General features: G+C 46.8%; 12 protein-coding genes and 2 pseudogenes. 11 read left to right on the top strand and 3 right to left on the bottom strand.

Annotated elements, in window-relative coordinates; translation table 11 throughout:
- Positions 1-362, top strand: a pseudogene (locus BMZ79_RS33220) (transposase); the annotation flags it as partial.
- Positions 363-562: 200 nt separating this feature from the next.
- On the opposite strand, the gene BMZ79_RS33215 reads toward BMZ79_RS33220, so the two are convergent.
- A complete protein-coding gene (locus BMZ79_RS33215) occupies positions 563-1,276 on the bottom strand; it encodes a DUF899 domain-containing protein (RefSeq protein ID WP_090649498.1) in 714 nt (237 codons plus the stop codon).
- 576 nt (positions 1,277-1,852) lie between these two features.
- Positions 1,853-3,460, bottom strand: coding sequence for a S8 family serine peptidase (locus BMZ79_RS33210; RefSeq protein ID WP_143089204.1), 1,608 nt, complete (start codon positions 3,458-3,460; stop codon positions 1,853-1,855).
- 914 nt (positions 3,461-4,374) lie between these two features.
- On the opposite strand from BMZ79_RS33210, the pseudogene BMZ79_RS35775 reads away from it, so the two are divergent.
- The 3 genes and pseudogenes from BMZ79_RS35775 to BMZ79_RS33200 form a co-directional block, all read left to right on the top strand.
- Positions 4,375-4,611 (top strand): annotated as a pseudogene (locus BMZ79_RS35775) (glycosyltransferase); the annotation flags it as partial.
- A gap of 22 nt (positions 4,612-4,633) precedes the next feature.
- A complete protein-coding gene (locus BMZ79_RS35770) occupies positions 4,634-4,867 on the top strand; it encodes a glycosyltransferase (protein WP_371263841.1) in 234 nt (77 codons plus the stop codon).
- 15 nt (positions 4,868-4,882) lie between these two features.
- Positions 4,883-5,614 carry a YheC/YheD family protein gene (locus tag BMZ79_RS33200; protein WP_371263840.1) on the top strand — a complete coding sequence of 244 codons (732 nt, stop codon included), beginning with the start codon at positions 4,883-4,885 and terminating at the stop codon, positions 5,612-5,614.
- A gap of 415 nt (positions 5,615-6,029) precedes the next feature.
- On the opposite strand, the gene BMZ79_RS34920 is transcribed toward BMZ79_RS33200, so the two are convergent.
- Complete coding sequence (locus tag BMZ79_RS34920) at positions 6,030-6,206, bottom strand: hypothetical protein (RefSeq protein ID WP_218154862.1); 177 nt, start codon at positions 6,204-6,206, stop codon at positions 6,030-6,032.
- Between the two features lie 6 nt (positions 6,207-6,212).
- Between BMZ79_RS34920 and BMZ79_RS34915 the strand changes: the two genes are divergently transcribed.
- From BMZ79_RS34915 to BMZ79_RS33170, 7 genes are all read left to right on the top strand, one after another.
- On the top strand, positions 6,213-6,545 hold the full coding sequence (locus BMZ79_RS34915) for a hypothetical protein (protein ID WP_218154861.1): 333 nt from the start codon (positions 6,213-6,215) through the stop codon (positions 6,543-6,545).
- Between the two features lie 399 nt (positions 6,546-6,944).
- Entirely contained in the window at positions 6,945-7,667 is a 723-nt protein-coding gene (locus BMZ79_RS33195) for a 4'-phosphopantetheinyl transferase family protein (RefSeq protein ID WP_143089202.1), read from the top strand.
- A 52-nt stretch (positions 7,668-7,719) separates the two neighbouring features.
- On the top strand, positions 7,720-8,475 hold the full coding sequence (locus BMZ79_RS33190; protein WP_090649488.1) for a thioesterase II family protein: 756 nt from the start codon (positions 7,720-7,722) through the stop codon (positions 8,473-8,475).
- A 198-nt stretch (positions 8,476-8,673) separates the two neighbouring features.
- Positions 8,674-9,699 (top strand): 2-ketoarginine methyltransferase, encoded by a 1,026-nt coding sequence (locus BMZ79_RS33185; RefSeq protein WP_090649485.1) that lies wholly within the window; start codon positions 8,674-8,676, stop codon positions 9,697-9,699.
- A gap of 8 nt (positions 9,700-9,707) precedes the next feature.
- Positions 9,708-10,859: a beta-methylarginine biosynthesis bifunctional aminotransferase gene (locus tag BMZ79_RS33180; protein ID WP_090649481.1), complete on the top strand. Its 1,152-nt coding sequence runs from the start codon at positions 9,708-9,710 to the stop codon at positions 10,857-10,859.
- A gap of 47 nt (positions 10,860-10,906) precedes the next feature.
- A complete protein-coding gene (locus tag BMZ79_RS33175) occupies positions 10,907-11,596 on the top strand; it encodes a YqcI/YcgG family protein (protein WP_090649478.1) in 690 nt (229 codons plus the stop codon).
- Between the two features lie 215 nt (positions 11,597-11,811).
- The coding region (locus BMZ79_RS33170; RefSeq protein WP_177222473.1) for a condensation domain-containing protein at positions 11,812-13,472 on the top strand (1,661 nt) is incomplete at its 3' end.

Genomic DNA, 13,472 nt, shown 5'->3' with positions numbered 1-13,472 from the left:
ACATCGCAAAATTCAAACATGTGGCTCGCGCACAAGACAACCGCGGAGTCGAGTTCGGGAAGCCAATTGCGTTTGAAAATACCCAGGCAGGATTCGAGTTGTTTGTAAGCTGGTATCGAAAAATCATAGCGGAACAAGGTTTCCAAGACGTTATGGTTGGCATGGAGCCAACCGGTCATTACTGGCTGAACCTAGCTCATTTTCTGAGAGAAAAGCAAGTAAAGTACGGCGTTGTGAATCCGCTCCACGTGAAGAAGAGCAAAGAGTTAGACGACAATTCTCCAACTAAAAATGACATCAAGGACGCGAAGGTTATTGCACAGCTGGTCAAAGATGGGAGATACGCCGTACCAAGCCTTCTCTTCATCTACAACTTCGTTCCATCTTGATGTTATCTGTGAAGAAGAACATTTGGTCAAAACCTAAGAAAACGAGAGCATTTAAGAGCAAAGTGATTCTCCTTAGAGGGAGGTTAGCGCAACAATTATTATTCCATTAGTGCAAAATATTAGGCTGATGCCGCCTTATATCCTCGGTCTGGGCTGCCCACTTGCTTTATAAATCACTCTGGGTCTGCGCGACCCTCGGGCTTCTCCCATGGTTCCTGACGTCCCAGAGCTGTCATATCTAAAAGAGCATAGATGTGACACCCCGCATTTTCTGATCCGCGTGCATAGGTCGAGTATGTGTGATAGATCTCTTGACCATCACGCAGGAAACAGCTATACCCCTGCATTTCGGTGGACTTGTGAAACCATTGAGGATTCCTCTTTTCAATTTCGGCTTTGTCCCTATAGTTGTACTCGATTTCTGCTTTGGATGCGTCCAAGGTCGCGTGAAAGTCATAGTTAAAGTCACTTTCAAATGACGAGTACCATGGAAATGACCAATTCATATCTTGCTTGTACCGTTCCGACTTGAGATATGGTGCTCGAGACACACACGCAAAACTCGTGTGATGTTCGTTCAGTTGCTCCAAGACTTTCATCGAGAGTTGGTCCATTGCTGATGAGCAACCGGAACATCCCTTTTCCCACAACGGATCGAACATAAAATGATACACGATGAGTTGACGTCTACCTTCAAATAGATCCATCAAAGTCGAGTGCCCATTTGAGCTTTCAAAGACATACTCCTTTTCTATACGGACCATAGGAAGCATGCGACGTTCGGTGTTTAAGGCGTCCTTAAGCCGTGTAAATTCTTTCTCTTTCTTGAGCAGTTCTTTGCGTGCAATCAGCCACTCTGAATATGAAACGACTTCCGGCAGACTCATTCGGTTTACCTCCCAATATAGTTTTCAATCATAAAGACGAATGCAATGCCAATATATCATCGGTCTGCCACGACTTATTACGAAAAAAACTACGGCGATGCGTTTAAGTTAATATTCCGCCGGCTTTTGCCTAACGGACTGGATAATGGAATTAGACAATCTAGGTCCGAATCCGTATCGGCCTCAGTTCGTTCGGCTGCCTGACAGATTTGTTAAATGGTACAATGAAACAAAGACGCATTAATGGGTGATCGGAGTGGATATTTTTTAGTTACTTGGGAAGTGTGCAGAGCTTATCGGACTCGGTGATACAACATCGGATGTCGAAGGACATTTCGGTAAGTATACATATGAGTCGTATGTTGTGAAGCTACCAAATTGTAAAGTAGTTAACCTGCCCGTTAACGCAACGACGGCAGCCGATCATTCTAAGGCCGGCTGCCGTCGTAACTATCATGTCCCATTTGCTTAGAAATTTATTAGACTCCGTAAACACAGATGCTCGTTCAATTCATCCCATACCTGTTCAAAATCATCGACGTCTTTCAATTCATGCGTCCCGAAAAGAAATGTTATTTAATGAACGTGCTGTTTCACGGGATTAGTTGCTTTGGCCAGCCGAACCGCGGCGTCCGCTTGAACCAGACCGTACCCGTACAAGCCGTCTCGTCCGGCATCGCCTAAATCCAACGCCGAGTTCTGGAGCACCGTGCGGATTTGGTCGTTTGTGAGCAGCGGATTAGCGGACCATGCAAGCGCGGCGACTGCCGTGACATGCGGTGTCGCCATCGAAGTGCCTTGGTAATAGCTGTAGTCCCATGAGGTAATGTTAACGCTTCCCATACCGAGACCGTTTTTTTGCATAAGAGTACCGCTATTATAGGAAACAGAAACGGCAGGAATCCAATTCCCTTCGCTTCCCAGCGTAAAACTGCCCGGATCATCAGGGCTGATCGTATCGTTGTTAACGATGATTGCCGCAGATGCTCCCTGCGACATGACACTTTGCGCTTTTTCTCCAAAACTGATGGAGCCACGGTCGATCACCGCAATCCAGGCCCCGGATTTCGGTTTGCTGCTGCAGGAGGTGGCGGAGTCGGCTAGTCCGCAATTGACAAGAGGACCCGAAAAAGCCCCGAGTCCCGAAAACTCGACTGTGCTGCTCGGATACGTAGATTGGACGCCGTTTTCAAGCTCCGTCAATGTGCTCCGCGTGCCAGTGCCTAACGGAACGCTGGATAGTACGCTGACGCCCGGCGCGGCCAGCTCCTGGTCCTTGCCGAAATTTGAGAAGGAGGCAAGCTTTAAGCCGCTGTCCACGGCCCCAACCGCCACGACGGACTTGTAATTGGCCGGATAGCCGATGCTCGCTCCGTCATTTCCGCTTGCGGCAATGCTGAGCATGCCCTGCTTATAAGTCAGATCAAAAGCCCTTTGTTCCGTTTTGGAAGGCGTGTCGCTGCCGAGCGACAGGTTTGCGACATTGGCTTTATTGGCTTGGCACCAATTTAGCCCGTTTATTACGCTGCTAGTCGTTCCTGTGCCTTCGTCATCGAGCACCCGTGCGATGTACAGATCGACGTTGGGTGCAACCCCGATTCTGCTTCCGCTGCCGTTTGTCTGACCAGCAATCGTACCTGCTACGTGCGTCCCGTGCCCATCACCGTCACGCGCGTCTGGATGCCCGTCTTCCACGAAATTTTGACTCGCTTTGATGATGGAGACACCGTTTCGGGTGAACTCGAGGTGGGCGTAGTCAATGCCGGTATCCAAAATACAAACCTTGAAATTCGTTCCGGTTGCGTTCTGACTCCATGCTTGATCGGCGTGGATGGCTTGCAGTCCCCATGTAAGCGCACCGTCCGAGAACGTTTGCCCAGTGCCGGAAGCATGAACGAGACGATCTTCTTCGATATAATCGATGTTCGCGTTTTTCTTCAGCTCTTGGATGGCTGACGGAGTCGCCTTAATATGGACAGCCTCCAGGCTATCCCAGTGCTTCGATACTTTTACTCCGGGGGCATCCAGCACTTTGGCCGATACGCCCGGTTTTAAACCGACCAGATACGAATGCTCTTCGGCTTGTGACGGAGCGGCAGCGGCAAGATTCGCGGCAGCGAGCAGGAAAATCATCGTGACAGTCAGGAGCTTGAATAGATAGCGGACAGGCATCCTTCTTTTCACCTTAATTTCTCCTTTCGATTTGGAAATCAGGCACTCGAATTGCGAACTTACTCTATTCGATTTTTTCCTTTCAGCCCTATTATAGTGAAAATAGATAGAAACGGGGGATAAGCCAGTGGAACTAAGTTCTCGCGGTTTTTCTCCATACGTTGTCTAAATTTGCAACTGGCCTCTAACTGGCATGTTCATTAATGTAGCAGCGTTAACATCATACGTCGTAACCAGCCTCAGAACGAGCGGCTTCCATCATTAAACTAACGGGCAGGTATGCGCAACAAATCACTTATTTGTGCGTTAAGGATTTATATGAAAATTATGGTATAGACAGGAGGGATGTCCTGAAACGGAACATACGGGTAGCGGTCAACCTGGTCGGTAAATTTACCGGACAAGGGATGATTCCGGACACGGACCTCGCTTCGACAGGCAGCGCCAAGAACGACGCTTACCTGTGGGCAAAAGTCCGTTATTTGGACAGCGGCCTGACCAATCCGACGATGAGGCGTCCATTGCGGGCGCTCTTTTTTCATTTTAGCCTATCAAGCAAATTATTAAATTTTGCTCCCATCGATAGCTGCCTATCAACAATACGATGTCGTGGAATAGTTTGGAGTACTACTAATGTATACGAAAGGGATTATGGAACGAAGCTGCTTATCCTTGCACTTGAGCAAATTCCCGTACCGCCTCCAAGCGGTGGTTCCGTCGAGAACTGCATTTACCAAATCGCCAAACAGGTCTCGAGCGAACAACTACTGTACGAAAAGCATTTCCCGCAACGCCGATCTCCATCTTCATGCACTCCATGACTTTCGTATCCAGCCCAATGACGACAAGACTAAAAGCTAACGCGGATTTGAAGAAGGCGGATTTGATTATCGGCAACAGCAAGTCGCTGCAAATGTCGTTGATGAATCGATTTCCCCGAGCATAAAGATAAAATCAAATTTGTCCATCTCGGCGTGGATACGACGAAGTTCCGCCCCCCGAGCAGTCCTGTCTCAAAGTCGTTCCATCTTCTTTTCGCCAGCCGGCGTATCCCCGTACAGTTCAAGGGGAATCTATCTCGCAAACAGATGCCGGCATTCTATCGATCAGGGAGTTGTTTCGTTTGTCCTTCGCAAAAACATGAAGCGTTCGGCTTAGTTAACGTAGAAGCGATGGGCAAGCGGCCTGCCCGTTATTGCCTCCAGGAACGGCGGAATTCCGGAAATCGCTCAGCATGGCCGCAACAGACTTCTCGTTCAGGATTTCAGCGAGCCTACCGCTGTTGCAGAGCAAATCGAAAAACTCTCGAAAGATTCGGAGCCCGTTTATCCAAGCAAGCCAGAGAGGACGCATTGTATCGATTCAGTTTGGCGGCTGACCGCAACGAGATTAATGAGATTCTACGAAACTAGCACCTAGCAAAGGGGAATAAGCGTGACACGCTACGTAGTGAGTAAATGGAGAAAGACCGTTGCTATCCAAAAGAACGCTCATTTGTCCCAATTCGTGCCTGAAACCTTGCGAATGACACGATCGACGCTGCTCCGTCTGTTAAAGCAATACGAAATGGTATATATTAAACCAGAGTTCGGATCGTTCGGCAAAGGCGTAATGCGAGTAGAACGATTAGGGACGGGCTTCCGTTATCAGTTTGGCCGGAAGATCAGGACCTTTAACGCGTACGCGTCCCTTTACAATTCCATCTTGGTTCAAACAAGTGGGAAGAGGTATCTCGTGCAGAAGGGAATCCGGCTGTTGGAATATGGAGGAAGTAAATTCGATATCCGGGTCATGGTTCAGTATTCGCCCAACAGAGCTTGGGAAACGACGGGAATCATCGGCAGGGTAGCCGCGAAAAATAAAATCGTCACGAATTATCATAGCGGTGGAAAGATCATGGCGGCGAGCCGCTTATTGCGTAAGCATACGAGCCAAGCGGAATCGAAGCTGCTCGCTCTGTCGAAGCTCGGCGTTCAGACGGGAAAAGCAATGAAGCGCGCGTTTCCAGGCGTTCGCGTGATCGGGCTTGATATCGCGATGGATGAAACGCTGCACCCCTGGATCCTCGAAGTGAATACGAACCCGGATCCCTATATTTTCAAAAAACATCCGGACCCGAACGTTTTCAAGAAAATCATGCGGTATGCAAAAGCCTATCCGAAGTAATACTTTAAGGGAGTCGTCCTACTTTGGATGATTCTCTTTTTTGCGTGTATACGTTATTGGCGAAGAGAAAGGCAGGAGCTTGAGTGTTGTGTTTGTTTGCAGGCTTAGCCTTATTGATTAGTCAACACCGGGTGGCTGCCTTGATCATCGAATTGCGGACCTTGTCCAAAGGTTTAACTCGCCTATGGCGACAATCGTCATGAAGGATTTCACGACCACCGATTTCGGGCTATATGTGACGATTATACGATAATCATTGTGCTAACGTTGATTCGTATCGGCTATCGGAGAGGTTTGTTTTTTTCGTCGGCGTCATCGTCTATCGGAAGGACGGCCTTAAATCTTATCGGTGAATCACTTTTTATACCTCATTGCCGATATTCGGAGCGAAAAAGGAGCGCGGCAATGGCCTGTGTCAAAACCTGCTCTGCATCTTTCCCACTTTGCTCTCTTGCGCTCTTGAAGCGCCACCCGATAAACCCGTCAGGGCGCACAATATGAGCTCCGGTTGAGGTGATCCGTAAGCCTCAAGAAAGTTGTTTTCAACATCGAAAATATCTTTCGCATCAATGCCGATCTGATAAATATCCAACTGTAGATGAAGAAGGGGTTGAATACAAGCGGCGGCCTCAAGCCAGTTCTGTCCATCCGTGCCCAACAAAACAAAGTGATAGCCGAAAAGATTAAGCGTAGAAAGTTGCTTTCCATCGCGTTCTATGGCGATATGGGGCGATCATCCCCACGTGATCGCTCGGCGGAAACGGCGGATGTCAACATCCTTCGCGGCTGCACAGCGGGTATAACAGCTCGCTCATCCTGGTTGACGAAGCCGGCAATACGATCTACAAGCGCGACCATCGAGGGAATGATTTATCTGATCAATCATTATCATAGAAAATACCGCATTGATCTCTGGTCGCTGAGCCCCTAGTATGAGCTTCATGATGGATGAGGAGGCTTCAAACATTGTCAACGTTAAACGCAGATATTCAGATCCTCCGGACCATGCTGGCTGGAAGCGGGGAATTTTAAGACATAGTCTTATAGGATTATTGCCATCTGCATATTTATCAAGTATATTTAGATTAGTAAGTAACATTAGTAAATATAGTAACGATAGTTGTATGATTTACTACGTCATGGCTCTGTACAACGGACACGGGATCGGGCTTGTTCGAATATTCTATCCGTGCGGATACGTCGAACGAAAATGGCTCTCCAGCGCGACTAGATCATCCATCGTCTCTAACGTACTAGCGCGTTCCAATAAATGTTTTGTTCACCTAGGGGCATGCAGTGAAAACGCGAGCTATAGGGCGGTCTGTTTTTATTGGCTCTAGTAATTGGTGAACGCCAGGAGGATTTTCATCCATTCATGCTACGTATTTATGCAGTGAATATTTCGGAAGGGCTTGATAAATTCAAGTTCGATCGGCTGTTTAATCAATTATCTTCAGTGAAACAAACCCAAATAAGACGAATGTTGAAATACGAAGACAGGGTTCGGTCGTCGGTGGGAGAGGCATTGGTCAAGCATGCAATCGGGAAGACAACTGGCATGCCGCATCATGAGATTCGGTTTGTGACAAACGAATATGGTAAACCACAGCTTGCCGATTCCAATGTCGTACACTTTAATATTGCCCACTCCGGAGAGTGGATCGTTTGCGCGACGGATTTGAACCCTGTAGGCGTTGATATTGAGAAGATTCATTCGGTAGATCTTCAAATGGCGCGCCATTTTTTTTCCGAGGCGGAGTTCAAGCAGCTTACGGCTTTGCCTGAAGCGCAGCATCTGACGTATTTTTTCGATATTTGGACATTAAAGGAAAGTTATATCAAAGCCGACGGGAGAGGGCTTAGCCTCTCTCTTAATTCGTTTAGCATCATCAAGAAAGACGTTGATATTCACTTGGTAGCAGAAGAAGAAACAAGGAAATTTCGATTTAAACAATATGATATCGATCCCGCTTATAAACTTTCCCTATGTGCCGTAGCGGACGAATTTCCTGATCAAGTGATTCAAATTGATGTCGACATGTTGGATACATAATTATTGACGGACCGAAGTAAAGACAAGGAACTCTTGTGAAAGAGGTGGAGAGATGAAATCAGCGCTACAGTCTTGGTTTTTGAACGCGAATGAGCAATCCAACGCTAATAGTCGCCTGTTTTGCTTCCCATATGCCGGAGGAGGAGCTTCGATTTTTCGCGGATGGACGCAGTATTTTCCAAATGATATTGAGGTTTGTCCGGTTCAGTTACCCGGTAGAGAGAGCCGGGTGCTGGAGTCTCCAATGATTTCCTTGTCGCAAATTGTCAAGGCTATTGTCGGCGAAATTAAACCGCTGTTGCATACCCCTTTTGTATTCTTCGGCCACAGCATGGGCGCATTGATCGCTTATGAAACGGCCAGAGAGATAGGCAGAGTATATGGGAAGCATCCCGCTCATTTATTTGTTTCGGGACGATCCAGTCCTCAGCTTCCTTCTATCAAGAAAAAGCTTCACCAGCTTCCGGAAGATGAGTTTAAATCGGAGCTGCGTCGATTGAACGGAACACCGGAAGCCGTTCTGCAGAATGATGACCTGATGCAGTTGCTGATGCCAAGATTGCGCGCCGATTTTGAAGTATGCGAAACGTATAGTTACATCCAAGATCTGCCGCTTCCCTGTCCGATATCCGCATTCGGCGGAAAGGGGGATCATGATGTCAGCTCTGCTTCCTTGGCTGCTTGGAAAGAACAAACCCGTAGTGCATTTTTCCTTCACATGTTTGACGGAGATCATTTCTTTCTGCAAAGCAATCAGGAAAGTATTATGCAAACGGTGCTTCGGGACATGTACTATCATGCGAACTAACAAAAAGGGCTTGAACTCTTCAGCGGTTGGATAGTAGCCGTTAACTTATGTCGGAGAAAAATAACTACGATATTTCTAAAGTTTCTATTACAAATACCTACATTTATTGCGGCTTGAACCATAATAAAGAGCCACAATGATTATAACCATACGAATAATATTTAGAAAATTCAGTTAATTTAGAGGGATGATATTAAGATGCTTATAGAAGATCGTTTGATTGATGCACTACAGCCCGTTCGTCAATTTGCTCTTTCAATTGGTATTTATCATTTGTTTGATACTGGCATTTACGACCTGCTTAAGCAAAAAGGATCCGTTTCCGTTAGCGATCTCAAGAAACAATTAGAGCTAGATGAGAAAAAATTACGCGGTTTTTTACTATACCTACGCAATGAACATCTTCTTTTGGAGAAAATGGACCATTTTGAGTTAAGTCCGTCAGGACACGAGCTCGGCGCATTCCGTGGCTGGTATATTATGCTTGTCGGTGGTTATGCCGAGACATTCATGCAAATCGGTCCAAAGCTCTTGGATAACTCGGGTTGGGCGACTCGAGATTTACAGAAAGTTGGTGTAGGTAGTTGCCAGATCAGTCATTATGACGCGATACCTTTAACTCGAAGTCTAATGGCTAAAATCGATGGCGATAAAAAGAAATTGTTGGATCTCGGTTGCGGAAACGGATTGTATCTCGTTGAATTTTGCAAGCTTCACCCCGATATCGAGGCTTATGGTGTAGAACCGAGCGAGGGAGGCTATGCGGAAGCCGTGAAATTAGTGGAGCAGAATAACTTGCAGGACCGTATCCGATTAATGCAAAGTTCAGCCTTCGATTTCTTGACGGAGGAGTTTGATTTTCATCCTGACTTTATGGTCCTTGGTTTCGTCCTTCATGAAATATTAGGTCAAAGCGGCGAAGAAGGTGTAATTGCGTTTTTAACACAAATAACAGACCGCTTCCCGGGTATTCAAATCATCATCATTGAGGTGGACAATCGAATCAACGATGCCGAGAAGATGGCCCACGGCTTGGGATCGGCGTATTACAATCCTTATTATCTCCTTCATTATTTCACGAATCAATTGCTTGAAACGGAGCGCTATTGGGATGAACTCTTCGAGCGGATGAACTTCACCGTGCGGGCGAAAGAAAGAGTGGATCACAATGTGGATTCCACTGATTTAACGATAGGTTACCTTATTCATAAAAAGGAGCACTAATTAACGACATGCAACGAATTACAACCTCGGACAGTCCGTTTACTTTACTGCAGCAGCGTTTGAAATATGTCAGTCTTGATCCTGATCAGCCGTGGAAGGTATGGGTGGAAAATGTTCCTCAATGGGATGAGCCGATCGCTTTAACTAAAATCGATGATTCTGTATTTATTCATGAATATGCGCCGTGCGAGGGATATCCTTTCTTGCTTCAAGCAATCCATGATCGGGAACAACGAATGTATAGCGTAGGGCTTGAACATGAACAATTATTGGTGACGAACGGAGCTTTGCATGGGCTCTCTCTAATTTTTCGCTCGCTATATCGTCCGAACGCCATTGCGTTGTGCCAAGGACCAATCTTAGGTAGCATTGCAACCATTTTGAAAAAATACGGGTATCGTATTGAGTATTTTTCCTCCGACAATGGCACAGTAGACTTTGAGCGGCTGGCGCTTGACTGCGAGCGGGAGGAAGTAGGACTAGTCTATGTCAACACGCCGCATAATCCGACAGGAGATATCTTATCGGAAACGACGATGGCCAAACTGGTCCAATTCGTTCAAGATCGGGCGATTCCGCTGGTCGTGGATATGATTTACGATTCGATTACTTACGATGGGCTCCAAACCTGTTCCCCTTTGCAATTCACCGCCGACTGGACACAACTCTATACCGTTAATTCGATGTCCAAAAACTATGGCTCGCCCGGATTAAGAATTGGCTGGATCGCCTCGGATCAGAAAAATATTGAAGCTATCGCTGGATTCCTTGAACAGGAATGCGTCTCGATAAGCGGCATTTCACAAAAAAGAGCTCAACTTTTGTTGGAGCATGGAAATACGAAACTGCTTAAGGCAATTTCCGATCGAAAGCAAGTCGTCGAGGAGCTTTTAGCTCGCATCGAGGGAATTTCCTACGAGATCCCTCGCGGAGGTACTCAGTTCTTCGTAAAGATCCCGGTGGACGATGTGGATTTGTTCGCTGACTATTTATTGACCCGCTTTAAATTGGCGATAACGACTTTGAGTAATTATCAAGGCGGGAGCGGCTCGTACATCCGTGTTCCAATCGTTTATTCACTCGAAACGACAAGAATCGCCTTAGCGCTTCTAGAGGAAGGTCTGGTGCGTTTCCGGGCAATGTCTGCTTCAGCAACTTAGTTTTTTGCAACGATGATGGAAAAATTCTTAGATTTGAAGGTGTAGGAATGCTTCAGAGCAGCGATATTTTGACGTTTAACGATTTCGATTGGAGAAGAGAAGTATTCGATTTTTTTTCCAAGGATATGACAAGTGAAGCGCCGGCCTTTCCTTGCGTATTCGGGGCGACTGGGTTTATTAGAGGGCAATTGCGGTACAGTTTCTTGGAAGATACGGGACAGGAGTCGCTCAGGCAATTAAGCGAAGCCTTGCATCAGTATCTGAAGATCGGGCGCGATCTCGGCCCGTACACGTCGTTTATTGTGTTTTTCAATATTGATCGGTCAGACGATATGGCCGCATACGAGCAATTGTTCTGGGATATTTTGAATCGGCTTCACCGTTTGGATCCGACGGAGTGGCCAGCGTCTATTCCGACCGATCCCGAAGACCCCAAATGGGAATTTTCCTTTGCCGGTGAACCGATGTTTGTAGTGTGCAACACTCCTGCTCATGAGCTTCGCAGAAGCAGAAGTTCAAGCACCTTCATGCTAACGTTTCAACCAAGATGGGTGTTTGAAGGGGTTACAGAGCAGCAGATCATGCATGTGAGGAAGCTATTGAAATCCTATGACCAACTGCCACAGTTTCCTTTCTTAGGTACGTACGGAGAAAGCGTGAACCGGTCGTGGGTGCAGTACTTTATGCCTGATACGAATAAGGTTATTCCCAAAGCCTGTCCGTTTCACCATAAGTAAATCGTAACGTATCGGAGGCCCGATGAGTTAGGTTACGAGGTGGGGAAATACGGCACAGTCAATGGAGCGCTCGTGGACCGAGAATATTTATGTTGAGCTGAACCAGCCGGACTTCATAGCGTTTCGTATGCGAGAAAACCAAAATAGCTTACGACTTTAAATAAGTCTCCTATGAAATCTCGCTGGAATAAATGAATGGGATAGGAGAGTTTCACGTGTTCGATAAGCCGTTATATCCGCTTTCACATGCACAACGAAGAATTATGTATACAGAGGCTTTCTATCCGGGTACGAGCGTTTCTAATCTAATTAAGATCATTGAATTTGAGGAAGAAATTCAAGAGAAGGTTTTGAACGTAGCTTTACTTCATGTAATCAAGCAAAATGATGCGCTTCAAATTCGACTGACTTCGCAACTAGGAGAAGAACCGAAACAATATTTTGCTTTCCCGGCAGAGGAAGTCGTTACGTTTTTAGATTTTGACCAGGCACCGGACTTGCTGCAACAATGGGAAGAAGAGCAGAACCGCAAGCCTTTTGAATTATATGCTTCCCCTCTGTTTTTCTTTGCCTATCTCAAACAACGTCCGGGAAAGGGAAAATTATATTTAAAGTTTCACCATGTAATTATGGATGGATTATCCATTGATCTCATGGTATCACAAATAATGGAATGTTATCAACAACTATTGAACCATAATGATCCTGAGGACAAGAATCGCTATTCCTATAAAGATTATCTCAAAGACGAATCGATTTACGAGGGATCGAAACGCTTTGAGAAAGATAAAGCGTTCTGGAACAAGCAATTCGACCGTCTCCCGGAAGGGGGAGGTTTGAAGCTTGCTCATTCGTACGCAACCAGTACGAAGGCAATGCGCGAGACGGTTTTCATCGATGATTCATTGCAGGAAACGATTCATGATTTTTGCAAGAGCCATTCCGTTAGCCCGTTCTCCTTGTTTTTGACGGGCTTGTTCATAACTTTACATAAAATCACTTCTCTGGAGGATATCGTCCTAGGCAATGGATATGCCAACCGCACCCAAAAAGCCGAAAAAGAAATGTTGGGAATGGCCGTAAGCACAAGTCCGATTCGGATGAGCATTGATCCGAGTCTTAGCGCGCTGGATTTTTTATCTCAAGTTGTTAAACAACAGTCCGCTACGCTTCGCCACCAGAAGTATCCGTACAATCTATTAATAAAGGATCTTCGAGAACGGCATCGCCATGTTGACAAGCTGTTTGGCGTAGCTATCGAATATCGCACGGTCGGCCGGGATGCCATGAAGAGCAAGTGGCTCTTTAATGGCGCAGAATCCAATGAGCTCGCCTTCCATATCGAACAAAACGTCAACACGGGAACGTTTTTCATCCTTTTAGACTATTTGCAGGACTTGTTTTCCGCTGAAGAAGGTAGAAGGATTTTAACCTATCTGCTTACGACGTTAAAGGACTTCTTAAGTCATCCTGAAAAAAGCATAGCAGAGCTTGAGATCCTTCCTCAAGAAGAGCAACGGCAGCTCCTCGTCGATTTCAATGCCACGAAAGCGGAATACCCGCGCGACAAAACGATCCATGAGCTGTTCGAGGCGCAGGCGGAGCAGACGCCGGACAACGTGGCGGTCGTGTTCGGGGAAGCGCGGCTCACGTACCGGGAGCTGAACGCGCGGGCGAATCAGCTGGCGCGGGTGCTGCGTGAGAACGGCGTGAAGCCTGACGAGCTTGTCGGCCTGATGGCGGAGCGTTCGCCGGAGCTGATCGTGGGGATCCTGGCGATCTTGAAAGCGGGCGGCGCGTACGTCCCGATCGATCCCTCGTATCCGGAAGAGCGGATTCGCTACCTGATCGAGGACTCGGGCGCACAGATTGTCTT

Origin of the sequence: Paenibacillus sp. UNC496MF, from assembly GCF_900113915.1 — a bacterium.
GTDB lineage: Bacteria > Bacillota > Bacilli > Paenibacillales > Paenibacillaceae > Paenibacillus_Z > Paenibacillus_Z artemisiicola.
This window is presented reverse-complemented; position numbering and strand designations above follow the sequence as displayed.